The sequence below is a fragment of the Hartmannibacter diazotrophicus genome, assembly GCF_900231165.1.
Classification (GTDB): domain Bacteria; phylum Pseudomonadota; class Alphaproteobacteria; order Rhizobiales; family Pleomorphomonadaceae; genus Hartmannibacter; species Hartmannibacter diazotrophicus.
On record NZ_LT960614.1, the window covers coordinates 2,734,701 to 2,757,108 of the forward strand.

At 63.2% G+C, this 22,408-nt stretch carries 21 protein-coding genes and 1 pseudogene; 10 read left to right on the forward strand and 12 right to left on the reverse strand.

The features are described from left to right. Positions 1 to 202: 202 nt before the first annotated feature. The 10 genes and pseudogenes from HDIA_RS12845 to HDIA_RS12890 form a co-directional block, all read right to left on the reverse strand. Positions 203 to 1,639 (reverse strand): MFS transporter, encoded by a 1,437-nt coding sequence (locus HDIA_RS12845; RefSeq protein ID WP_099556528.1) that lies wholly within the window; start codon positions 1,637 to 1,639, stop codon positions 203 to 205. Next, positions 1,629 to 2,867: a vWA domain-containing protein gene (locus HDIA_RS12850; protein ID WP_099556529.1), complete on the reverse strand. Its 1,239-nt coding sequence runs from the start codon at positions 2,865 to 2,867 to the stop codon at positions 1,629 to 1,631. Before HDIA_RS12850 ends, HDIA_RS12845 begins: the two co-directional genes overlap by 11 nt. Before the next feature lie 3 nt (positions 2,868 to 2,870). Then, positions 2,871 to 3,797 carry an AAA family ATPase gene (locus HDIA_RS12855; protein WP_099556530.1) on the reverse strand — a complete coding sequence of 309 codons (927 nt, stop codon included), beginning with the start codon at positions 3,795 to 3,797 and terminating at the stop codon, positions 2,871 to 2,873. A 38-nt stretch (positions 3,798 to 3,835) separates the two neighbouring features. After that, complete coding sequence (locus HDIA_RS12860; RefSeq protein ID WP_099556531.1) at positions 3,836 to 4,882, reverse strand: branched-chain amino acid ABC transporter substrate-binding protein; 1,047 nt, start codon at positions 4,880 to 4,882, stop codon at positions 3,836 to 3,838. A gap of 128 nt (positions 4,883 to 5,010) precedes the next feature. Continuing rightward, positions 5,011 to 6,129: a branched-chain amino acid ABC transporter substrate-binding protein gene (locus HDIA_RS12865; protein WP_099556532.1), complete on the reverse strand. Its 1,119-nt coding sequence runs from the start codon at positions 6,127 to 6,129 to the stop codon at positions 5,011 to 5,013. 259 nt (positions 6,130 to 6,388) lie between these two features. Beyond that, on the reverse strand, positions 6,389 to 6,742 hold the full coding sequence (locus HDIA_RS12870) for a DUF6867 family protein (protein ID WP_099556533.1): 354 nt from the start codon (positions 6,740 to 6,742) through the stop codon (positions 6,389 to 6,391). Between the two features lie 17 nt (positions 6,743 to 6,759). Beyond that, on the reverse strand, positions 6,760 to 7,527 hold the full coding sequence (locus HDIA_RS12875) for an ABC transporter ATP-binding protein (protein ID WP_099556534.1): 768 nt from the start codon (positions 7,525 to 7,527) through the stop codon (positions 6,760 to 6,762). Between the two features lie 20 nt (positions 7,528 to 7,547). Then, a pseudogene (locus HDIA_RS12880) lies at positions 7,548 to 8,402 on the reverse strand (ABC transporter ATP-binding protein); the annotation flags it as partial. After that, on the reverse strand, positions 8,402 to 9,778 hold the full coding sequence (gene livM / locus HDIA_RS12885; protein WP_099556536.1) for a high-affinity branched-chain amino acid ABC transporter permease LivM: 1,377 nt from the start codon (positions 9,776 to 9,778) through the stop codon (positions 8,402 to 8,404). The pseudogene HDIA_RS12880 and the gene livM, both read right to left, overlap by 1 nt. A 1-nt stretch (position 9,779) precedes the next feature. Further along, positions 9,780 to 10,697 carry a branched-chain amino acid ABC transporter permease gene (locus HDIA_RS12890; protein WP_099556537.1) on the reverse strand — a complete coding sequence of 306 codons (918 nt, stop codon included), beginning with the start codon at positions 10,695 to 10,697 and terminating at the stop codon, positions 9,780 to 9,782. 540 nt (positions 10,698 to 11,237) lie between these two features. On the opposite strand from HDIA_RS12890, the gene HDIA_RS12895 reads away from it, so the two are divergent. The 6 genes from HDIA_RS12895 (at position 11,238) to HDIA_RS12920 (ending at position 16,020) form a co-directional block, all read left to right on the forward strand. Next, entirely contained in the window at positions 11,238 to 11,777 is a 540-nt protein-coding gene (locus HDIA_RS12895) for a flavin reductase (protein WP_245883859.1), read from the forward strand. A gap of 36 nt (positions 11,778 to 11,813) precedes the next feature. Continuing rightward, positions 11,814 to 12,788, forward strand: coding sequence for a P1 family peptidase (locus tag HDIA_RS12900; RefSeq protein ID WP_099556539.1), 975 nt, complete (start codon positions 11,814 to 11,816; stop codon positions 12,786 to 12,788). Positions 12,789 to 12,896: 108 nt separating this feature from the next. Next, positions 12,897 to 13,247 (forward strand): antibiotic biosynthesis monooxygenase family protein, encoded by a 351-nt coding sequence (locus HDIA_RS12905; protein ID WP_099556540.1) that lies wholly within the window; start codon positions 12,897 to 12,899, stop codon positions 13,245 to 13,247. 92 nt (positions 13,248 to 13,339) lie between these two features. Continuing rightward, positions 13,340 to 14,665 carry an adenylosuccinate lyase gene (purB, locus tag HDIA_RS12910; RefSeq protein WP_099556541.1) on the forward strand — a complete coding sequence of 442 codons (1,326 nt, stop codon included), beginning with the start codon at positions 13,340 to 13,342 and terminating at the stop codon, positions 14,663 to 14,665. 18 nt (positions 14,666 to 14,683) lie between these two features. Then, a complete protein-coding gene (locus tag HDIA_RS12915) occupies positions 14,684 to 15,418 on the forward strand; it encodes a metallophosphoesterase family protein (RefSeq protein ID WP_099556542.1) in 735 nt (244 codons plus the stop codon). A gap of 41 nt (positions 15,419 to 15,459) precedes the next feature. Next, entirely contained in the window at positions 15,460 to 16,020 is a 561-nt protein-coding gene (locus HDIA_RS12920) for an RBBP9/YdeN family alpha/beta hydrolase (protein ID WP_099556543.1), read from the forward strand. A 109-nt stretch (positions 16,021 to 16,129) separates the two neighbouring features. Here the strand turns inward: HDIA_RS12920 and HDIA_RS12925 are convergent, their stop codons facing one another. Beyond that, the gene (locus HDIA_RS12925; RefSeq protein WP_099556544.1) at positions 16,130 to 16,453 is read right to left on the reverse strand and encodes a DUF1476 domain-containing protein; all 324 of its coding nucleotides are present in this window, start codon (positions 16,451 to 16,453) and stop codon (positions 16,130 to 16,132) included. 437 nt (positions 16,454 to 16,890) lie between these two features. Between HDIA_RS12925 and purC the strand changes: the two genes are divergently transcribed. The 3 genes from purC to purQ all read left to right on the forward strand — a co-directional run bounded on the left by purC (position 16,891) and on the right by purQ (position 18,812). Next, positions 16,891 to 17,655, forward strand: coding sequence for a phosphoribosylaminoimidazolesuccinocarboxamide synthase (gene purC, locus HDIA_RS12930; protein WP_099556545.1), 765 nt, complete (start codon positions 16,891 to 16,893; stop codon positions 17,653 to 17,655). Positions 17,656 to 17,869: 214 nt separating this feature from the next. After that, positions 17,870 to 18,112 (forward strand): phosphoribosylformylglycinamidine synthase subunit PurS, encoded by a 243-nt coding sequence (purS, locus tag HDIA_RS12935; protein ID WP_099556546.1) that lies wholly within the window; start codon positions 17,870 to 17,872, stop codon positions 18,110 to 18,112. A gap of 28 nt (positions 18,113 to 18,140) precedes the next feature. Continuing rightward, positions 18,141 to 18,812, forward strand: a complete 672-nt coding sequence (gene purQ / locus HDIA_RS12940; RefSeq protein ID WP_099558878.1) for a phosphoribosylformylglycinamidine synthase subunit PurQ — start codon at positions 18,141 to 18,143, stop codon at positions 18,810 to 18,812. A gap of 45 nt (positions 18,813 to 18,857) precedes the next feature. Here the strand turns inward: purQ and HDIA_RS12945 are convergent, their stop codons facing one another. Next, positions 18,858 to 20,666 carry a GGDEF domain-containing protein gene (locus HDIA_RS12945; protein WP_099556547.1) on the reverse strand — a complete coding sequence of 603 codons (1,809 nt, stop codon included), beginning with the start codon at positions 20,664 to 20,666 and terminating at the stop codon, positions 18,858 to 18,860. An 891-nt stretch (positions 20,667 to 21,557) separates the two neighbouring features. Here HDIA_RS12945 and rpsD point away from each other — a divergent pair. Next, positions 21,558 to 22,175: a 30S ribosomal protein S4 gene (gene rpsD, locus HDIA_RS12950; protein WP_099556548.1), complete on the forward strand. Its 618-nt coding sequence runs from the start codon at positions 21,558 to 21,560 to the stop codon at positions 22,173 to 22,175. Positions 22,176 to 22,408: the final 233 nt, after the last annotated feature.

Genomic DNA, 22,408 nt, shown 5'->3' on the forward strand with positions numbered 1-22,408 from the left:
GCCGGCGCATGATCGGCGATCGGGAGGCCCCGCTTCAAAGCGATCCTGTTCCGGCGCACCCCTGGTCCGAAGAGCAGTTCCACTCCAGCGCTCCCGCACCAAGGGGGACACGAGTCATTAAAGACAATGACAGAAGCAGAGTCACAGGAATATTTTAACGGATTACGAATTTTATGATGTCGGAACAATATGTTAGCAGCGATCAGACTTGAGTGCTGCCAGACCGTCCGTCCGCCGCCGGCAATGCGGAGATCGAAAAGGAGATCGCAAAGGCGGCCAATCCCATAACCGACCCGATGCCGAAAATCCAGACAGCGGCGCCTTTCAGATCGACGGCCGCAACGCTGTCGCCAAGGCCATAGACCGCCGCCGTCAGGCCTGCCAGCGCCGCACCGAGCGCATAGCCGGCCGACTGGACGGTCGGCAGCAGGCCCGAGGCGAGATCCCGCTCGCCGGGAGCCGCCACCGTCATGACATGATGCGACAGGAAGGCCCAGTTGAGCCCGAAGCCGCCCCCGACGAACACCTGGCCGAGAAAGACCCATCCGGCAAGACCGGTCCAGATGCCGAACGATGTCGCAACAAGACCGAGCGCCATCACCAGCGGCCCGAGACGGACCATGGTGAGTGCCAGATGCTCGCGCACGACCGTCGCCACGACGATTGCCGTTCCGCTCCAGGAAAGCGCGAGGATCGCGGCGACAAATCCCGCCTCCGACGGGTCGTAACCGAAGACATGCTGCATCATCAGGGCGATATAGACCGAAACGGTCGCCTGCCCGATCGGCATCAGCAGGGCGACCCAGAAGATCGCCCCAAGCGGCGCGCCGAGAACGAACGCGCCCTTGGGAAAGAGACGGACGTCCTTGGATCGGTCGGCCGAGAATGTCGCAAAGAGGCCGAGAAACGCGAAAGCAAGCAGCGGAATGATGATCCACGTCTCGGTCGTGGTGCCGGCAAAGCTGACCGCGAGAATGGAGGCCGTGACCATCATCAGCCGCCCCAATGGCACCCGTTCGGTGACCCTTTCGGCGCCGGATTCCGGCTTCACCTTCTGAATGACGAAGACGGCAAAGATGATGATGAGCGGCACATTGACGAGAAAGGCCACGCGCCAGGAGATCACCTCCGTCAGGATGCCGCCGAGCAACGGCCCCAGGAACGCCGCCAGAGCCCAGACGACCGCCTCCGCGCCGAAAACCTTGGCGACAAGGGATGGCGGATAGAATTCCGGGATCAGCGCATAGCAGATTGCAGCGACGACGCCCTCGCCGAAACCGGTGAAGATGCGGCCGGCGAGCACCATTTCCATGCTGACGGCAACCGATGTCATCAGCGATCCGCAGGCGATGAGGCCCGCCGTCAGCAGCAGCGCCGAACGCGCCCCGAAGCGCTGCTTCATCAGGCCGCCGACCGATCCGCCAACGATGGCCGCGACCAGGAATATGGAAAAGGACAGGCTGATCAGCGCCGGCGCGCCAAGTTCAACCACGGCGGTCGGCATCGTCGTGATGACGACGAAGTCGTTGAATGCGTAGAGCGCGACGCCGAGGCACAGCATGAAGGTCGAGCCGGTGCGCCCTTCGCTGAAGAGACCGTGCCAGCCGCCGGCAAGCGATGCCGCGGCGTCACGCGACATGGGACAGCCAGGACTTGGGATCCCGGCTTTCGGCGGGGCGCTCGCCGAGGGCCTCGACCAGATCTCTGACGGCCTCCAGCGAGTGCACGGCGCGGAACTCGTCCACATAGGGCAGCATCGAGCGGATGCCGCCGGCCCGGGCTTCGAAGCCTTCGAAACGCAGGAGCGGATTGAGCCAGATGAGCCGCCGGCAGGAGCGGTGCAGGCGGTCCATCTGCAGCGACAGATCCTCGGAACTGTCCCGTTCCAGCCCATCGGTGATCAGCAGCACGGTCGCCCCTTGCGACAGCACCCGGCGCGACCAGAGCCGGTTGAAGCTCGCCAGGTTGTCGGCGATCCGCGTGCCGCCAGACCAGTCGACAACGCTCTGCGAACAGGCCTCAAGAGCCACATCCGGATCCTTGAGGGTCAGTTGCCGCGTGACGTTGGTCAGCCGCGTACCGAAAAGAAAGGTGTGCACGCGCCGGCGCCGCTCGGTCATCGCATGCAGGAAATGCAGGAACAGGCGGGAATACTGGCTCATCGAACCCGAAATATCGATGAGCGCGACGAGAGGCGGATAGACCTCGCGCGGCACGGAGAATTTCAGCGGGATGAAATCGCCGCCACTGCGCATAGCCGCTCGCAGCGTTTGGCGCGGATCGATGCGCGAGCCGCGATGGGAGAGCATGCGCCGGCGCGTCCTGACCCTGTCGGCCGGCAGCACCAGCTTGCGGATTTCGTCCTTGGCGGCGGCAATCTCTTCCGCGCTCATTTGCGCGAAGTCCTTGGTCTGGAGGATCTCGCGGGCTGACATCGTCAGCCGGGCGTCGATCTCAAGATCCGGCTCCTCGAGGGTCTGCGAGCGCTCGTTCTCACTGAAAAGCGCCTTCGCGACGCGTGCGGCACCCGCCTTGGGCTTCTCCGGCGGCCGGCGCGCGGGCGCCACGGGCGAGAGCATCGCGAGCATCTTCTCGACGAGCCCCCGCGTCCGCCAGAAGGTCTCGAACGCTTCATGAAAGACGACACGATGCTCGCGCTTCTTCACGAAGACCGCATGCAGCGTCCAGTAGAGGTCCTCGCGCTGGCGCAGCCCCGCGACCTCGACGGCCTCGACCGCGTCGATCACCATTGCCGGGCCGACCGGCAGTCCGGCATCGCGCAGGACGCGGGCAAAATAGACGATATTGTCGACGATCCGGCCCTCCGGCCGGGCGGCAGCGCCCGTCTCCATCCCGTCCTCAGACATGGTTCAGCCCACCGCCGCCTTGCGGCGCATCTCGTCGACGATCCGAGCCGCTTCGGAACCACGCACGCGCGCAATGTCGTCCTGGTATTTGAGAAGAACGCCGAGCGTGTCGGAAACCGTGTCGGGATCAAGCGCGATCTGGTCCAGTTCGGCAAGTGCCGTCGCCCAGTCGAGCGTTTCGGCGACACCCGGCGCCTTGAAGAGTTCCATCTGCCTCAGATGCTGCACGAAGCCGACCACTTCCGCCGAAAGCCGCTCCGCCGCACCCGGAACCTTGCCCCGCACGATGGCAAGCTCGCGTTCCGCGTTGGGATAGTCGACCCAGTGATAGAGGCAGCGCCGCTTCAGCGCGTCGTGGATCTCGCGCGTGCGGTTGGTGGTGACGATCACGATGGGCGGCTCCTTCGCCCGGATCGTCCCGATCTCGGGGATCGTCACCTGGAAATCGGAGAGCGCCTCCAGAAGATAGGCCTCGAAGGCCTCGTCCGCGCGGTCGAGTTCGTCGATGAGAAGCACGGGCGCCCGCCCTTCGATGGTCGGCTCCAGCGCCTGCAGGACGGCGCGCTTGATCAGGAAGCGCTCGGAGAAGACGTCCTCCGAAAGGCTATCCTTGTCCATGGCGCCGGTCGCCTCGACCAGCCTGATCTCGACCATCTGCGCGGCATAGTTCCACTCATAGACCGCGCTTGAGACGTCGAGACCCTCGTAACACTGCAGGCGGATCAGCGGTCGGCCAAGCTCCTGCGCCAGCACCTTGGCGATCTCCGTCTTGCCGACACCGGCCTCGCCCTCCAGGAACAGGGGCCGCTTCATGGCAAGGGCCAGATAGAGCACCGTCGCCAGCGAACGGTCGGCGATATAGCCGGACCGCCCGAGCAGGCTCAGGGTCTCGTCGATGCTGGTGGGAAGGTCATACTGGGAATCGGTCATAAGACAAAACTCAAAGAGGCAGAAGGAGGGCGTGCTGTTCAGCTAGATGGGACGATCCGTCCGTCCTTCCAAGTGTAAAGCGCATAGCCGGGCTGAAGGGCATCCCCCTTTTCGTCAAAGGAGACGGATCCGATCGCCGTATCGAAGCGGCTCCGGGCAATTGCGGCTGCGACTTTTTCCGCGTCCAGGCTACCGGCCTGCTCGGCAGCGGCCTCGAAGATGTCGACGGCAGCCGCGGCGCGCAGGAAATAGAGGTCCGGCCCCTCGCTGTCGCCGATGAGCCCCTCCGGCGCGGAGAAGATCGTATGCTCGGCGACAGCCTTGCCGAGCGCGGGATAGTCGTCGAGCATCAGCGTATCGCCGCCGACGATGACCGGCAGCGGTCCCACGGCGGCCAGATCGAAGCCGATCTGCGAAATATCGCCGTGGTAGCCGCCGATGAAGAGGACCTCTATTCCGTCCGCCGCCAGCTTGGCCGCCAGCCGGGCATAGCTGCGCTCGCCCGAATCATAGGTCTCGATCATCGACGGTTCGCCGCCGGCCGCTCGAAAGGCGGCGAGCGCCCTGTCGGCGAGATCCTTGCCGTAGGTCGAGCTGTCGGAAAGAAAGGCGACGTTCTGGCCCTTGTACGTCTGCGCCAGATAGGTCCCGAGGAAGGTGCCCTGAGTATCGGCGCGCGGCGCAAGGCGGAAGATGGTGTCGCCCGCCCGCTCGTCCGTGAATTTCGGCGAGATCGAGGCCGGAGAAATCTCAATGATGCCGTTCGCCGCATAAATCCTGGAGGCAGCGATCGAGGCCAGCGAGCAGACATGCCCGACCACCAGATTCACCTGCCGGCCGACGAGCTGGTTGGCGATGGCCTCTGCCTTGGCCGCATCGCACCCGTCGTTGTAGCTCTCCACGCTGATGCTTTCGCCCAGAATATCGCCGAATTTCGCGGCCTCCGACGTCACGCCCGCTTCCATGGAGCGGCCGATTTCGCCGAATGATCCGTTGAGCGGACCGACCACGGCAATCCGCACTTCGGCCAATGCCTGGGCGTGAGCCAGAAGGAGCGCCAGAAGGGCAAGGCCAATGCGTCTCACGGACTATCCTCAATTCCTGCGAAGGAGACTCACGCCGCCCTCATGAAAATGACTGGCCCGATCGAAAAGCAAAGCCCGCCCCTTTGCAAGGGGCGGGCCTCAATGTCAGCCACGAAGGTGAACGTCGATCACTGCAGCTCGGTGTAGGTGATCTTGCCTTCGTCGTTCTTCTTCCAGACGTACATGACGTAGTCCGGGCGGGTGATGTCACCCTTCTCGTTGTAGGAGAGCTTGCCGATGACGGTGTCGTAGGCATTGCCCTTCTTCAGTTCCTCGGCAACCGCCTGCGGATCGACCGAACCGGCACCCTTGGCGCCTTCGGCGATGATCTGGATGGCAGCGTAGGAGTAGAGCGTGTAGGCCTCCGGCTCGAAGCCCGCGTCGCGGAACTTCTTGACGACGTCCTGCGCGGACGGGTTCTTGCGCGGATCGGGCGCGAAGGTCATCAGCGTGCCTTCGACGGCCGGGCCGCCGATGGCGGCGAACTCGTCGGAGGTGATGCCGTCGCCCGACATCAGCACGGCCTTGAGGCCCTGGTCGGCCGCCTGGCGGACGATGAGGCCGGCTTCGGTGTGCAGGCCGCCGTAGTAGATGACGCCGACGTTGGCGGCCTTCATCTTGGAGATGAGAGCCGAGAAGTCCTTGTCGCCGATGTTGATGCCTTCATACATCACCTCGGTGATGCCGGCGGCATTCATCGCCTTCTTGGTCTCGTCTGCAAGGCCCTGGCCGTAAGGCGTCTTGTCGTGGATCACGGCAACGGGCGTGTCCTTGAAGTTCTCGGCGATATAGGCACCGGCCACCGCGCCCTGCTGATCGTCACGGCCGCAGGTACGGAAGGTGTTCCACAGGCCGCGCTCGGTGAACTGCGGGTTGGTCGAGGCCGGGGTGATCTGGAAGATGCCGTTCTCAGCATAGACTTCCGAAGCCGGGATCGAAACGCCCGAGTTGAAGTGGCCGTCAACGAAGGTCACGCCGTCGCCGACGAACTTGTTGGCCACCGAAACGCCCTGCTTGGGATCGGAGACGTCGTCGCCGAACTCGAGCTTGATCATCTCGCCGTTGATGCCGCCAGCCTCGTTGATGTCCTTGGCGGCCTGCTCGGCGCCCTTCTGAAGCTGCGCGCCGAAAGCGGCATTCGGACCCGTGAGCGGACCGGCAACACCGATGATGACATCAGCCTGCGCGGAGGCGCTGAAGGCCAGCCCGGCGGCAAGCACCAGACCGGACAACACATACTTCTTCATGTCTTTTGTCTCCCGTTGCAAGTCCGGGGATCTTCCAACTGGGAAGCCCCCTGTGACGGACACGCACGCCCCAAGTCGCTCTTGCAGGTTTCCGCGTGTTCCAAGATCGCCGCCGTCTGACGGGTGGCGAATTTCTTTCAAACTGTTCCCGTTTTTCTTGTGCCGCCCGGTCGGCTGCCCGGCGGTGGTAGCATCCTATCCCAAGTTCCCGATGCCGCAATGGGCTGAGGTGATGTGCCAGGGACAAGGGCGGATCCGTTCAGCCAGCGCCCCGTTGTCGCCAGTTCAGCGGGCCGGAACGTTCGTAAAGCCAGTAATATTGGGTGACCATCTGCCCGGCGCGCGTATAGCGATAGCCGATGAACGCGATCGCCAGCACCACGATCGTGTCGACCACATAATATTGAAGGGCCACGAAGCTGCCCCCGAACATCGAAAAATGGATGAAGCGGACCGCGACCCCGAGGATCAGGCCATAGACGAACAGCGAGGAATAGCTGCGCCATGTCTGCGCGCAGGCCTTGCCGGTCATCCAGGCAGCCCACCCGCCCATGACGACAGTGACCAGGATGAAGGTCCAACCCGAGGTCTCTTCGTAGAGAATCCCCTGCATTCGTGAAAAACTCCCAATCAGTGATGACCGCCTTCGAGGTATGCCGCCCTGACCTCGGGGTTTGCCAACAGCTCTTTACCGGCGCCCGACATGGTCACGACCCCGTTGACCATGACATAGCCCCGGTGCGCCAGCTTCAGCGCGTGGAACGCATTCTGCTCGACAAGGAACACGGTCAGACCCTCGGTCCGGTTGAGTTCCTTGATCGCGTCGAAGATCTGCTTGACGATCAGCGGCGCGAGACCCAGCGAGGGCTCGTCCAGCATCAGGAGGCGCGGACGCGCCATCAGTGCCCGGGCGATCGCCAGCATCTGCTGTTCGCCACCCGACAACGTGCCGCCGCGCTGGGCCGAGCGCTCCTTGAGCCGCGGAAAAAGCGTGAACACCTTTTCCACGTCCTCGTCGAAATGCTTCATGTTGTCGAGCGAGGCGCCCATCTGGAGATTTTCCAGAACCGTCATGCGCGAGAAGATGCGCCGGCCCTCGGGCGACTGGGCGATCCTGAGGCGCGCAATCTCGTGCGGCGGCATGCGCGTGATGTCCATGCCGTCGAAGACGATCGAGCCGGTCCGCGCCTGCGGGCTGCCGAAGATCGTCATCATCAGCGTCGACTTGCCGGCGCCGTTGGCGCCGATCAGCGTCACGATCTCGCCCGGATGGACGTCGACGTCGACGCCCTTGAGCGCGATAATGTTGCCGTAATAGGTGCGGACATCGCGCACCGACAGGAGCGGCGCGCCTGTAGCGGCCACAGGCTTGTCCTGGGTTTCCACGACCGCGGTCATTGCTGCGCCTCCTCGACGGCCTCGTCCAGCGCCTCTTCGACCTCTTCGACTTCGTCGTCGTCGACGCCGAGATAGGCCGCGATCACCTTGGGATCGTTGCGCACCTCGTCGGGCGTGCCATCGGCGATCTTGGTGCCGTATTCGAGGACGACGACGTGGTCTGAGATCTCCATGACCACCGACATGTCGTGTTCGATCAGGAGGAGCGACGTCGCCTCGTTCTTGCGGATATCGAGGAGAAGCTGGTTGAGCTCGGCCGACTCGCGCGGGTTGAGGCCCGCCGCCGGCTCGTCGAGGCAAAGGATTTCCGGCGCCGTGCACATGGCCCGTGCGATCTCGAGCCGGCGCTGGGCGCCATAGGGCAGATCGCCGGCCGGATCGTCCGCCCGGTCGTAGAGCCCGATCTTGTTGAGCCAGTAGACCGCCCGCTCGTAGGATTCGCGCTCGGCCGCCTTGTAGCTGGCAACGCCGAAGATGCCGAGGAACGTCATGCCGGAGGCAATCATCAGCGGATTATGCTGGGCGACCAGCAGGTTCTCCAGCACCGTCATGCCCGAAAACAGGCGGATATTCTGGAACGTGCGCGCAACCTTCGCCTTCGCCGCGATCTTGAAGTCGGGCATGCGCTCCAGAAGGTGATGCGCGCCGGTCGAGAGGTTGAGCTTCAGCATGCCCTGGGTCGGCTTGTAGAACCCGGTGATGCAGTTGAACACCGTGGTCTTGCCGGCGCCGTTCGGGCCGATCAGCGCCGTGATGTCGCCGCGCCCGGCCTGGAATGACAGGTCGCTGACCGCCACGAGGCCGCCGAACCGCATCTGGACGTGCTGCACCTCGAGGATCGGGTCATGTTCCCAGTTGAAATGAGGATCATGCATCAGCCATGCCCCTCCTGAACGAGGGAACCGGACACGGACTTCTTCTGGTGCAGGAAGGCGGTGGGCTCACGGCTTCCGACGAAGCCGCGCGGCTTCCAGACCATGATGGTCACCATGGCGAGGCCGAAGATCAGCATGCGGAACTGGTCCGGATTGAAATCCTGGCCGAAAACCTCCTTCAGGAAGGAAAGCTCGCGCAGAATCTCCGTACCGCCGATCATCGCCACCGCCGCGACCGCGACGCCAACCATGGAGCCCATGCCTCCAAGCACGACGATCGCAACGATCACCGCCGATTCCAGGAAGATGAAGGATTCGGGAGAGACGAAGCCCTGGCGTGCGGCGAAGAAGGAGCCGGCAAAGCCGCCGAACATCGCGCCGAGGGCAAAGGCCGTGAGCTTGGTGTTGGTCGTGTTGATGCCGAGCGAGCGGCAGGCAACCTCGTCCTCGCGCAACGCCTCCCAGGCGCGGCCGATCGGAAGACGCCTGAGCCGCAGCGTGATGAAGGCCGTCAACAGGGCAAGCATCAGGATCAGGTAGTAGAGGAAGACCTTGTAGTAGGCCGAAGACATCGGCAGGTCGAACATCCTCGCAAAGCCTTCCGGAGACGCATCGAAAGGAATGCCGAAGAGCGTCACCTTGGGGATCGAGGAGATGCCGGACGACCCGTTCGTCACCTCACGCCAGTTGATCAGCACCAGCCGGATGATCTCGCCGAAGGCCAGCGTCACGATGGCGAGATAGTCACCTCGCAGTCGCAAGACGGGAAAGCCGAGCGTCACGCCCCACATGGCTGCGAGAATCCCCGCAAGCGGCAGCAGAATCCAGAACGACAGATCGAAATGCGTGGCCAGAAGGGCATAGGAATAGGCGCCTACCGCATAGAATGCGACATACCCGAGATCCAGCAGCCCGGCGAGACCGACAACGATATTCAGCCCCCATCCGAGCATCACGTAGATGAGAATCTGGATGCCGAAATTGTCGACCCACTTGATCGACCCGCGGATGCCGAAGCCCCACATGATCAGGACCGGATAGAGGAACAGCAGCAGGATGGCGAATTTGGTCCAGTTCTGCCTGAAGAACCCCGGCTCACCGATCGTCGCGACCGGTTTCGCGTTCGCCTTGCGCGCCGCCATCGCCGGAAAGACGAAGGCCTTCAGCAGAAAGCGTCCGACGACCACGATGGCAACGATGACAGCGACCAGCCCCCAGCGGTTCTCGACGATGAGCTGGTTGTCCATGTTCTGGTCGGTCCTAAAGCCGACCAGCGGCCCGAAGACCCCAAGCGCGATGACACCTGCCAGCGCCGCGTCCTTCGCGGCGGCGGCAAGGTCAGGCCCGTTCTGACGGGCGGGAGCGGTCGACGTCATCTCAGACCTTCTCGACTTCCGGCCGGCCGAGGATGCCCTGCGGCATGAAGATCAGGACAATCGCGAGAATGGAGAACGCGGCGACGTCCTTGTAGTCGATGGAGAAATAGGCCGACCAGAACGTCTCGATCAGACCGATCAGCAGCCCGCCGATGACCGCGCCCGGCAAGGAACCAATTCCCCCGAGAACTGCGGCGGTGAAGGCCTTGACGCCCGGCACGAAGCCGTCCGCGAAGTTCACCACGCCATAGTACATGAAGTACATCGTGCCTGCGACGGCAGCCAGCATCGCGCCCATGACGAAGGTCATCGAAATCGTGCGGTCGACGTTGACGCCGAGAAGCGCCGCCATCTTCCGGTCCTGCTCGCAGGCGCGCTGCGCCCTGCCGAGCGGGGTCTTCTGCACGAGATACCAGAAACCGGCGAGAAGAACGGCCGTGACCACCATGATGATGATCTGCTTGTAGGAGAGCGTCACCGCATAGCCGTTGCGCTCCATCACCTGGATCGTATCTGTGATCATCGGCGGAACGGGCTTGTTACGCGGACCCTGGGCGACCTGGACGAAGTTCGACAGCACGATCGACATGCCGATCGCCGAGATCAGCGGCGCAAGGCGGAACGATCCCCGCAGCGGCCGGTAGGCCACCCGCTCGATCGTCCAGCTCAGCAGCCCGGTGAGCGCCATCGAGATGACCATCACGATGAAGAGCGCCAGCGCCACCGACCCGATGCCAAGCCAGGTCGTGAGAATGAGGAAGAAGATCAACGCGATGAACGCGGAGACCATGAAAACATCGCCATGGGAGAAGTTCACCATACCGATGATGCCGAAGACCATCGTGTAGCCGATCGCGATAAGGCCGTAGATCGACCCCAGAGTCACGCCATTGATCAGCTGCTGCAGGAAAATTTCCATACGTCAGCGCCCCTGCCTGTGCGGCGGCATTTTTTGCCGTCTCGCCATTTCGCACGATTGTTGTGCGTGCCGTTGTCATTAGCAAGCCGCATTCCACAAGACAACAGACATACCGTGCATCTGCATGGGATGAGCACCAGAATCGGGATTATCCGAAGAATTTTTTCGCAACTCAGAGAATTTCCCCGGATCCGATACTCGATTTGAACATTTTCACTTTTGCTCCATCAATACATCCGCACTCTACTGCACAAGTTTTCGCCATATGCACCGATTTGCGCCCGTAAATTGAACAAAGCCGTGATCGTCATCGTGAATGGCCGCCATTAGCAACGGATTGACTTGCAGCCGGATGCCTCCGCGGTCGCCGCTGAAGGGCACCCGGGAAGCGGCGCGTGCATCGAGGCGGGAAGACGACGGATCAAGACCTATTGAGCCGTTTTCGCGGCGTCGGCCTTGTGGATTTGCCGCGTGCATGAGAGGACAGGACAGCCCTTTGACGTCGAAGATCGAAGTCCGATGACGAGTATGAGCGAACCGTTGAGTGATTCCGAACAGGACAGCCCCCCGGCGATCCGGCAAGTGATGCCGGCCGGCACGCACCATTTCCGCGATGCACTGGCACGCGTTCCGGCCGCCGTCGTGGTGGTGGCGACGGACGGCCCGTTCGGGCTCGGCGGCTTCACGGCGACCGCCTTCACGTCCGTCTCCGACGACCCACCGACGATTCTCGTCTGCCTCAACCGCAAGAGCAGCCAGACCGAGATTTTCCATCAGAACGGCATCTTCAGCGTCAACATGCTGGCGGCCGGCGACGAAGCGATCGCCAATGACTTTGCCGGCTTTACGAAACTGCCCGCCCCCGAGCGCTTCAAGTCCGCGGCATGGCTGAAAGGCCCGACGGGCGCCCCGATGCTTGAGCGGGCACGCGTGAGCCTCGACTGCCGACTGGCCGACTTCAAGTCCGTCGCGACCCACAACGTGCTCTTTGGCGAGGTGCAGGCGATCCGCATCCAGGATGCAACGCCCGACCGGCCGGAGATCCTGCTCTACCATGACCGGCACTATCGCAAGATCTGAGGTCGGGCCGCGCGCGACCGGGAGAAGACGCCACCGATGAAGGCCGGTCCACGCAACCTCATCACCGATGTCCCCGGCCTGTCCGTCGGCAACGCGACCGACATTGCGGCCGGAACAGGCGTCACGGTGCTCCTGCCCGAGACGCCGGCGGTGGCCTCTGTCCACATCATGGGCGGGGCGCCGGGCACGCGCGAGACCGACCTGCTTGCGCCCGAGCACACGGTCGAGACCGTAGATGCGCTGGTGCTTTCCGGCGGCTCGGCCTTCGGCCTCGAGGCGGCCAGCGGCGTCATGGCCGGCCTTGTCGATCTCGGACGCGGCTTTGCCGTCGGCGATTTTCGCGTGCCCATCGTGCCGGCCGCGATTCTCTTCGATCTCAGGATTGGCGAGAAGCCATGGGCAAGGCCGCGATCCGGTGAGACGCCGCCCTACCGCACCCTTGGCCGCGAAGCGCTCGATGCCGCATCACCTGATTTTGCCCTCGGCAGCGTCGGCGCGGGAACGGGCGCGACAACCGCACGCGGCAAGGGCGGCCTTGGCTCGGCCTCGACGGTGCTCGACAGCGGCTTCACCGTCGGCGCGCTGGCCGCCGTCAACGCCCTCGGCTCGCCCTTCGTTGGTTCCAGCAGCCACTACTGGGCTGCGCCTTTTGAAATCGATGGCGAATTCGGCGGTCTCGGCCTTCCAGATCCACTGCCATCCGACGCGGACCGTATCGTCACCAAGCTCAATGCGACCGCGCGCGACAACACCACCATCGCCATCGTCGCGACCGACGCGGCACTGACGAAGGCGCAGGCCAAGCGGCTCGCCGTGGCCGCGCACGACGGCTTTGCCCGCGCCCTCTGGCCGGCCCATACCCCGCTCGACGGCGATCTCGTCTTCGCGCTGTCGACCGGCGCAAGACCACTCACCGATCCTGTCGTCGACATGACCCGCCTCTGCGCCGTCGCGGCCGCGACGATGGCCCGGGCGATCGCGCGGGGAGTCCATGAGGCCTCGAAGGCTTGAGGCCGCGGTACTCGAAACGGTCCGAGCCTGATTGGCATGACATCCCCGACCAGACTGCTATGAATGACCGGAGTGCCCGATACAACTGAGGCAAACCGGGAGGCCATCATGATCGCCATCATCTTCGAAGTCTGGCCGAGCGAAGGCCGGCGCGAGCAGTATCTCGACATAGCCGCGAGGCTCCGCGACGATCTTGAGAAGGAAGACGGTTTCATCTCGGTGGAGCGATTCGAAAGCCTGACGACGCCGGGCAAGATGCTCTCGCTCTCCTTCTGGCGCGACGAGGAGGCCGTTGCCGCCTGGCGCGGCCGTGTCCGTCACCGCGCGGCGCAGAACGCCGGCAGGAACGGAGTCTTCGCCGATTACCGCCTGCGCGTTGCCTCCGTCATTCGCGACTACGGCATGAACGAGCGCGACGAGGCACCCGAGGACAGCCGCGAGGCGCACGAAACAGTCTGATTGCGCATCCCACATCCGGGTGCGCCCGCCGTTGCCGAGATAAAACCCCTCTGATAAAGGGCGTGGCAGATTTTCCCATCAGGAGCCCGCCGATGATCCCGCGCTATTCCCGCCCCGAGATGACCGAGATCTGGACGCCCGAAACGCGCTTCCGGATCTGGTTCGAGATCGAGGCCCATGCGATGGACGCGCTCGCGGAGATCGGCGTCGTGCCGAAGGAAGCGGCCAAGGTCGTCTGGGAAAAGGGCCGCCACGCCAGCTTCGATGTCGAGCGTATCGACGAGATCGAGCGCACGACCAAGCACGACGTCATCGCCTTCCTGACCCATCTGGCCGAGATCGCCGGCCCCGAGGCGCGCTTCGTCCATCAGGGCATGACGTCGTCCGACGTGCTCGACACCTGCTTCAACGTGCAGCTCACCCGCGCCGCCGACCTGCTGATTGCCGATGTCGACGCCCTGCTCGCGGCCCTGAAGCGCCGCGCCTTCGAATACAAGGACACGGTCTGCATCGGCCGCAGCCACGGCATTCATGCCGAGCCCGTCACCTTCGGCCTCAAGATGGCCGAGGCCTATGCCGAGTTTTCCCGCTGCCGCAAGCGGCTCGTCGACGCCCGCGAGGAGGTCGCCACCTGCGCGATTTCCGGCGCCGTCGGCACCTTCGCCAACATCGACCCGCGGGTGGAAGAGCACGTGGCACGGGCCATGGGGCTTCAGGCCGAACCGGTCTCCACGCAGGTCATTCCGCGCGATCGCCACGCCATGTTCTTCGCGACCCTCGGCGTTGTCGCCTCGTCGATCGAGCGCCTCGCCATCGAGGTCCGGCACCTGCAGCGCACCGAGGTTCTGGAAGCGGAGGAGTATTTCTCCCCCGGCCAGAAGGGCTCCTCGGCCATGCCGCACAAGCGCAACCCGGTGCTGACGGAAAACCTCACCGGCCTTGCCCGCATGGTCCGCTCCTACGCGATGCCGGCGATGGAAAACGTGGCGCTCTGGCATGAGCGCGACATCTCGCACTCGTCCGTGGAGCGCATGATCGGGCCGGATGCGACGGTGACGCTGGACTTCGCCCTTGCCCGCCTCACCGGCGTCATCGACAAGCTGCTCGTCTATCCGGAGCGCATGCTGCAGAACATGGACCGCCTCGGCGGCCTCGTTCACTCCCAGCGCATTCTCCTGGCGCTCACCCAGGCCGGCGTTTCCCGCGAGGATGCCTATCGCATCGTCCAGCGCAACGCGATGAAGGTCTGGCACAGCTACCAGCTTGCCGGTCGTGCCGACATCGACTTCATGACGGAACTGCTTGTGGATCCGGAAGTCACCGCCGTCCTCAGCGAAGACCAGATCCGGGAAAAATTCGACCTTGGCTATCACACCAAGCATGTCGACACGATCTTCGCCCGCGTCTTCAAGGACTGATCGCTCGGAGCAGGCTCGATGCGCGTCGCGGTCGTTGCGGATATCCACGGCAATTTCGACGCGCTCCTCGCTGTCGCCGAAGACATCAAGGACGCCTCGCCCGACCTCATCGTCAATCTCGGCGACTGCTTTTCGGGGCCTCTCGAGGCAGAACGGTCAGCGGATTTCCTGATCGCTGCCGGCTGGCCGACAGTGCGCGGCAATCATGATCGCGCCCTGATCGACCGGCCGCGCGAAAAGATGGGCGACTGGGAAGCGCCGGCTTACGACCGGATGGCGCCGGCGCATTTCGACTGGATTCGCGCACTGCCCGAAACCCTCGCGATCGAGGGCCTGTTCCTCTGCCATGGCACGCCGCGCTCGGACATGACCTACCTGATGGAAGAGGTGCTCGCCGGCCGCATGGTTCTGCGCGATTCGAAGCTCGTCGAGTCGGACCTTGCCGGTATCGATGCGAACGTCATCCTCTGTGGCCACAGCCACACGCCCCGTCACATGCGCCTCCTCGACGGACGGCTGGTCGTCAACCCGGGCAGCGTCGGATCGCAGGCCTACAGCGACCCGAGCGAGACGCCTCACCTGATGGAACAGGGCAGTCCGCACGCCCGCTATGCCCTGCTCGACCGGAGCAAGGGCCGCTGGAGCGTCACGCAACGCTTCGTCGACTACGACTGGGAACGGGCATCCAGACTCGCCAAAGAGGCGGGAGACGAGGAATGGGCGATTGCGCTCGCCACCGGGCGAATGCGATAGAACGACTGTCCTACTCCCGCTTTCCAGCTCAGAAGTCCGTCATGAAGTCGTCCGAAGTCGATATCCTCATTGTCCCCGGTTACAGCAACTCAGGCCCGGCGCATTGGCAGACGCGCTGGGAGCAGAAGCTCAAGACGGCCCGCCGCGTGGAGCAGGCCGATTTCGAGAATCCGGACAAGGACGCCTGGATCGCCAGGATCGTGGAGGAAGTCGCGCGCTCAACGCGGCCTGTCGTATTCGTCGCGCACTCGCTGGGGGTGGTGACCGTGGCCCATGCCGCTGAAAAGCTTGCCGAAGTCGCGCCGGGCAAGGTCGTTGGCGCCTTCCTTGTGGCCCCGGCCGATACGCGTCTTTCAACGACGCCAGAGGCCGTCAGGCAAACCTATGACGAGATCCCGACCGCGCCCCTGCCCTTCCCATCCATGCTGATCGCCAGCCGCAACGACGAATGGTGCAGCTATGAGGCCGCCGACGACCTGGCGGCTGCCTGGGGCTCGCTCCTGATCGACGCTGGCGAGGCGGGACACATCAACGCCGCGTCTGGTCACGGCCCATGGCCGGAGGGACTGACACGCTTTGCCATGCTGCTGTCGCGGCTCTGAGGCACGTCCCGATCGCCGGGAAATCGGGTTCACCGGGCGGGTCTGGCCTCAATGGAGGCCGAAGCGCCGCCGCCGCGACATGGGCGGCGGCAGCGGAAGACCAAGCGCCTCAGGCGCTCGCTGCGATCTCGGCCTTTGCCTTGGCGAGAAGTTCTTCCATCGTGCGGCGAATCTGGTGATCGGACTGGCCGACCTGCGCCTTGTCGAAGTCGGTGCGGATCTTCGAGAAGACGTCCTCGTCGCCGGCTTCCTGGAAATCCACCTTCACGACCTCGATGGCATAGGCTTCGGCCTCGTCGCCGGAAAGTCCCATCAGCTCGGCAGCCCAAAGCCCCAGAAGCTTGTTGCGCCGAGCAACTGCCTTGAAGCGCAGCTCTTCGTCATGGGCGAACTTGTTCTCGTAGGCTTCCTCACGGCGATCAAAGGTCGTCATGTCCGTCTCTCCCAACCGGGCCCTGTTTTGCGGCTGTATGAACACCTGCGCCATCGCCGCTCATCCTGACCTTCCTAACCGCCTTCGGCCTTCAAGATCAACGGAGAATGCGTCGAAGCGCATGCGGCGGATCGCTTACCGCATTATTGCGGACGCAGCTTCGCCATGCATTGCGCCCGATTGATGGTGCGACGGACCGCAGAAGGCGGGTTGCTCGCTCTGCAAATCGCAGTCGGCAGCCATGCCCGGCACGGGAAGGTTAGTCATTGTGCTTTTTTTTCCTTTCGCGTAAGTTCCGCGCCGTCGAACGTTGGAAGCGGGCCTGTTCATGACGGGTCCGCTTCTTACGCTTGAGCCGAGGCACGGCCGTCGACCTGAACCCGACCCGGAGCACGCGGCAAACAATGGATTCCCCTTACAGACCACGGTACATCCCTATGAACCGGCGCCGTCGCATCTATGAAGGCAAGGCAAAGATTCTCTATGAAGGTCCGGAACCGGGCACGCTGATCCAGCACTTCAAGGACGATGCCACGGCCTTCAATGCCAAGAAACACGAAGTGATCGATGGAAAGGGCGTCCTGAACAACAGGATTTCCGAGTACGTCTTCACCCAGCTCAACAACATGGGTATCCCGACGCACTTCATCCGTCGGCTGAACATGCGCGAGCAGCTCATCCGCGAAGTCGAGATCATCCCGCTGGAAGTGGTCGTGCGCAATGTCGCCGCCGGATCGCTCGCCAAGCGCCTCGGCATCGAGGAGGGCACGCAGCTCCCCCGTTCGATCATCGAGTTCTACTACAAGAACGACCAGCTCGACGATCCGATGGTCTCCGAAGAGCACATCACCGCCTTCGGCTGGGCAAGCCCGCAGGAGATCGACGACATCATGGCGCTCGCCATTCGTGTCAACGACTTCCTCGCCGGTCTCTTCCTTGGCGTCGGCATCAAGCTGATCGACTTCAAGATGGAATGCGGCCGGCTCTGGGAAGGCGACATGATGCGCATCGTCGTCGCCGACGAGATTTCGCCCGACAGCTGCCGTCTCTGGGACGTCACGACAGGCGACCGCATGGACAAGGACCGTTTCCGCCGCGACATGGGCGGGCTCGTGGAGAGCTACCAGGAGGTTGCCCGTCGTCTCGGCATCCTCAACGAGCAGGAGCCGCCGCGCGGCCCCGGCCCGACGCTGGTAAAATGAGTTGAACCGTCAGATGACGGAACGGAAGGCCGGGTTTTCCCGGCCTTCTCTGTTTCAGACCGCCTGAAAACCGTTGGGTCGGCTGAAAAGAGGCTTTTCTTGCGCCCTCGTCATGCCTATGAGAAAGCCAGACGAAGGCGGGATGCCGGACGGCATCGCCCGGACTGGGCTCTCAGGACGGAGCTCGCATGACGAAGGCTGGAGCAGAGCAGACATGAAAGCGCGCGTGACGGTCACCTTGAAGAACGGCGTTCTCGACCCGCAGGGCAAGGCCATCGAGGGCGCACTCGGAAGCCTCGGATTTGCCGGCGTCAACAGCGCCCGACAGGGCAAGATCATCGATCTCGATCTGGCCGCCACCGATCCCGAGGCGGCCAAGGCGGAAATCACCCAGATGTGCGAGAAGCTTCTCGCAAACACGGTGATCGAAAACTACTCTATCGACATCATGGGTTGACCCTGAGACCGGAACGATTGCCACGATGCTGAAGTCCGCCGTTATCCTCTTTCCCGGCTCCAATCGCGACCACGACATGGTCAAGGCCCTGACGCAGGTCAGCGGCCTGGCCCCAACCGTCGTCTGGCATCAGGAGACGGACCTTCCCGACGTCGACATCATCGCCCTGCCCGGCGGCTTCTCCTATGGCGATTACCTGCGTTCCGGCGCCATCGCTGCCCGGTCTCCGGTCATGGCTGCGGTCAAGGCAGCCGCGGACAGGGGCGTGACGGTCTTCGGCGTCTGCAACGGCTTCCAGATCCTCACCGAGGCCGGCCTTCTTCCCGGCGCGCTGATGCGCAACGCGGGCCTGAAGTTCGTCTGCCGGGAAGTGAAGCTCTCCGTTGCCAACGCCAACACCTGCTTCACCCGCGCCTACACGCCCGGACAGGTGCTGCGCTGCCCGGTCGCCCACCACGACGGCAACTATTTCGCCGACGCCGAGACGCTGGCGCGAATCGAGGGCGAGGGTCAGGTGGTGTTCCGCTATGCCGAGGGCACCAATCCCAATGGATCGGTCAACGATATTGCCGGCATCGTCAACGAGCGCGGCAACGTGCTGGGCATGATGCCCCACCCGGAAAACCTCATCGAAGCCCTGCACGGCGGGCTCGACGGTCGCGGTATTTTCGAAAGCATGGTGGGCACCGTTGCGGCCTGATAGGGCCGCGGCGCGTTACCCGATCTTCATCGACACCAGGCGCATTCACGCCCGGCCGGACAGATAGGACGGCGCACGGCGGATGGCGACAGCATCCGGCGCCAGTTTTGCGGCCCTCTTGGCGTCGGCAATCCGCTTCGACAGCGCGACAAAATCGTCGATCACCTCGGCGGCCCCCACCTCGACCAGCGCGACCGAACAGGTCATGAGCGGATAGATCTGCTCGTGACCTTCGCGATCGAGTCCCAGCAGATAGCCGCGTTCACGATCGCCCGACGCATAGAAGCTGGTGATTTCATCGCGGAAACTGTCCGTGACGCGCTTGGCGATGGCCATCGCCCGGTCCGCGTCCATGTTCCTCAGGCCGGCAAAGAAATCGTCGCCGCCGATATGGCCGAGGAAAACGTCCTCGCCGTGCAGATAGCGCCGCAGGATGTCGGCAAAGAGCATGATCGCCCGGTCGCCCTGACGGAAACCATACTGGTCGTTGAACGGCTTGAAGTGGTTGAAGTCGAAGTAGCAGAAGATGCGATTCTGCCCGTAGGGCTCCGCCGCATCCACCAGATGATTGTTGATGGACTGGTTGCCGGGCAGCCGGGTGAGCGGATTCTGGTCCTGCGCGACCGTCAGACGCTTCTCGTTGACGAGCTTCAGGATCGAGGTCGACGACAGAATGCCGAGATACTGGCCGTTCTCCGTGACGATCACCGCTTCCGGCTCGAAACTGTTGGCGTAGCTCTCCAGAATGCGCTCGACCGGCGTCGTCACCTCGATGATCGGGCAACGGGTGATGAAGGCCATCAGGCGGTTGGCGAAATTCGAGTTCTGCAGGAGATCGCGCCCCGTCGGGCTGAAGACATAGGAGCGCAGGTCGCGCTCGTGCAGCAGCCCCTCCGGCTCGCCGTCAAGGTTGAGCACCGGGAAATAGGGCCGGTCCGGCGCCTGCCTGAAGCGCTCGAAGACCTTCGCCATCGGCATGTTGGAAAGGATCGGCTCGACCGGCTTCAACTCCAGCCGCACGCTCGATTCGTCGGCATGCCGCGTGCGCCGCTCCTGGGTGCTGACCTTCAGGACGTGGCGCTGCTCGACGGACAGCAGTTCCGGCTGGATGGCGGGGCGGGCCACGAAGAACCCTTGCGCGAAGTCGCAGCCCACCTGACGGCAGGCCACCAGTTCCTCGGCCGTCTCGACACCCTCCGCGATGACCTTGGCGCCCAGGACATGGGCCAGGTTGACGATTGTCGAAACGAACAGCTTCTTGCGATGCGACCGCGCGATATCCGCCACGAAGAAGCGGTCGATCTTCACGTATTCCGGCTGGAACGTGTAGAGCAGCGTCAGTTCGGAAAAGCCCTGCCCGAAATCATCGAGGGCGATCCGCACACGGTTGGCCCTAAGGGCTGCGATGGCCATGGTCGCGCTGGAACTACGCGCCGTCTTGTGCTGCTCCGAAATTTCGATGCAGAGCGCATTCGGCTCGACACCCTTGTCATGCAACAGCTTGATCAGGGAATCGACACGGAACGAGGGGTGCTCGAGCGTCCGTCCGTCGATGTTGAAGAACAGACGATGCATTCCGCTGCCCGGCAGTCGCTCCAGCTTTTCGAGCGCGCGCCTTGCCAGTGCCAGTTCCACGTTGTCGAGAACCCCCTCCTGGTAGGACGCATCGAAAAAGGCCTGGATGGAACTGAACCCCGCGTCCTCCGTTCCGCGGAGCAGAGCCTCGTGAGCGTGAACGACGCCCGTGTGAATATCGACGATCGGCTGAAAAGCGTGTTGCAATTTCTGGTCGAGCAAATGCGGGCCCAGCAAGCCGCCTTCACTATGCTCCGTCGTCAAATGAGGCACGTTCATGTGTTTTCCTCTAAACGGCTCTTCCGGGCGGCAAACAAAGGCACCTGACCGGAAGTGCGCCGGGCATAGGGAGGGAGGGCCCCAGGACCGGCACCGTCGTTACGTCAAACGGCTCTCCCCCTGTCACGGCGAGCCGCCAAATCTCGATGGGCAAGTCTGCCTTTCGGCAGCAAGAACGGCGCGAATGCACACTGGATGGAGCAGAAGGGACACAGAAGCCCTGAAGCCGGACCACCGAGGACAACCGCTTGCGCGGCCAGCCTTCTCGACAGCCTGTTACGACGAATCTATCCGCCGCCTTGCTCTACGCCCGCCAACCCCATGCATCGAAAAACCGAAACACCCGCACCGAACCGGAGGTCGGCGCACCATCGCCGACACTCAATTCTCAAATCCGTTTGCACCGAGGTCTTTCACCCCAGGGAACAGCCCGATCGCCAGGAAAGGGCGGAAACCGGATGAAAAAGACCATCGCAGATGGCTGTTATCACAACCTCTACAGCGCCAATGAATGACCGATCTTGTGTCATCCACGCGCTCTCTGCGATCACTATTGACGATTACAATGAACTAGGGGTTAAAGCTGATGAGTCGCGTTGAAAAGTTCCGGTTGCAACACCTATAGGATGCAGTCAAGACTGAGGAAAGACTGGCAATCGGCCGAAATCGGCCGGAATTTGCCGCCTGTCACGTTTGACATTGGGCACCAATACGGCTATGTCACCGCGATCGCGCGGGTCCCAGTGGCCCGCGTGTTTGTTCACGCACCCGTGGACCGGCTGGGGATTGTTTCGCAGCAGGGCCTGTCGGCTTCGGAAAACCTTGGAATACCAAGGAGTTCCAAGCAGAGGAGGGCGTGTGTCCTTCAACGTCTCATATTGAGGATACGCGATGTCTAAGCGCCACAGCGCCAAGTATAAACTCGACCGTCGCATGGGCGAAAACATCTGGGGTCGCCCGAAGAGCCCGGTCAACAAGCGCGAATATGGTCCCGGCCAGCACGGCCAGCGCCGCAAGGGCAAGATGTCTGACTTCGGTCAGCAGCTTCGCGCCAAGCAGAAGCTCAAGGGCCACTACGGCGATATCTCCGAGAAGCAGTTCTACAAGATCTATGAGGAAGCCTCGCGCATGCGCGGCGACACCTCCGAGCAGCTCATCGGACTTCTGGAAAGCCGCCTCGACGCGGTTGTCTACCGCGCCAAGTTCGTTCCGACGATCTTCGCCGCTCGCCAGTTCATCAACCACGGCCACATCAACGTCAACGGCCGCCGCGTCAACGTCGGCAGCTACCGTTGCAAGATCGGTGACGTGATCGAGGTGCGCGAGAAGTCCAAGCAACTCGCGATCGTCCTGGAAGCGACCGGCCTCGCCGAGCGTGACGTGCCGGACTACATCGATGCCGACCATTCCAAGATGGTCGCCAAGTATGTCCGCGTTCCGGCCCTCAGCGACGTGCCTTTCGCCGTGCAGATGGAGCCGAACCTCGTTATCGAGTTCTACTCGCGCTAACTTTGTGCCCCTCGGGGCATCAAGATCGAAGCCATCGGAGAGCCCACTCTTCGATGGCTTTTTTTTATTGGCGTCTTCCGACACGAAACGGGGCTCAAGCCCCCTTCCCTGCCGGACGGAATTGACCGGACCGGACAATCCCGGCCCCGCCGGACGCAAACGTGGTGGGGACACGCCGCCCGTCATCGTGACAACCGGACGCCGGTCACATTGCTCACGAACTGTTCCGGATG

Coding starts and splice junctions, on each gene's coding strand:
- rpsD (WP_099556548.1), top strand. CDS start 21,558: ATGTCTAAGCGCCACAGCGCCAAGTATAAACTCGACCGTCGCATGGGC.
- HDIA_RS12865 (WP_099556532.1), bottom strand. CDS start 6,129: ATGAAGAAGTATGTGTTGTCCGGTCTGGTGCTTGCCGCCGGGCTGGCC.
- purS (WP_099556546.1), top strand. CDS start 17,870: ATGAAAGCGCGCGTGACGGTCACCTTGAAGAACGGCGTTCTCGACCCG.
- HDIA_RS12900 (WP_099556539.1), top strand. CDS start 11,814: ATGAAGGCCGGTCCACGCAACCTCATCACCGATGTCCCCGGCCTGTCC.
- HDIA_RS12870 (WP_099556533.1), bottom strand. CDS start 6,742: ATGCAGGGGATTCTCTACGAAGAGACCTCGGGTTGGACCTTCATCCTG.
- HDIA_RS12890 (WP_099556537.1), bottom strand. CDS start 10,697: ATGGAAATTTTCCTGCAGCAGCTGATCAATGGCGTGACTCTGGGGTCG.
- HDIA_RS12915 (WP_099556542.1), top strand. CDS start 14,684: ATGCGCGTCGCGGTCGTTGCGGATATCCACGGCAATTTCGACGCGCTC.
- HDIA_RS12845 (WP_099556528.1), bottom strand. CDS start 1,639: ATGTCGCGTGACGCCGCGGCATCGCTTGCCGGCGGCTGGCACGGTCTC.
- purB (WP_099556541.1), top strand. CDS start 13,340: ATGATCCCGCGCTATTCCCGCCCCGAGATGACCGAGATCTGGACGCCC.
- HDIA_RS12855 (WP_099556530.1), bottom strand. CDS start 3,797: ATGACCGATTCCCAGTATGACCTTCCCACCAGCATCGACGAGACCCTG.
- HDIA_RS12920 (WP_099556543.1), top strand. CDS start 15,460: ATGAAGTCGTCCGAAGTCGATATCCTCATTGTCCCCGGTTACAGCAAC.
- livM (WP_099556536.1), bottom strand. CDS start 9,778: ATGACGTCGACCGCTCCCGCCCGTCAGAACGGGCCTGACCTTGCCGCC.
- HDIA_RS12875 (WP_099556534.1), bottom strand. CDS start 7,527: ATGACCGCGGTCGTGGAAACCCAGGACAAGCCTGTGGCCGCTACAGGC.
- HDIA_RS12925 (WP_099556544.1), bottom strand. CDS start 16,453: ATGACGACCTTTGATCGCCGTGAGGAAGCCTACGAGAACAAGTTCGCC.
- HDIA_RS12945 (WP_099556547.1), bottom strand. CDS start 20,666: ATGAACGTGCCTCATTTGACGACGGAGCATAGTGAAGGCGGCTTGCTG.
- HDIA_RS12905 (WP_099556540.1), top strand. CDS start 12,897: ATGATCGCCATCATCTTCGAAGTCTGGCCGAGCGAAGGCCGGCGCGAG.
- purC (WP_099556545.1), top strand. CDS start 16,891: ATGAACCGGCGCCGTCGCATCTATGAAGGCAAGGCAAAGATTCTCTAT.
- HDIA_RS12850 (WP_099556529.1), bottom strand. CDS start 2,867: ATGTCTGAGGACGGGATGGAGACGGGCGCTGCCGCCCGGCCGGAGGGC.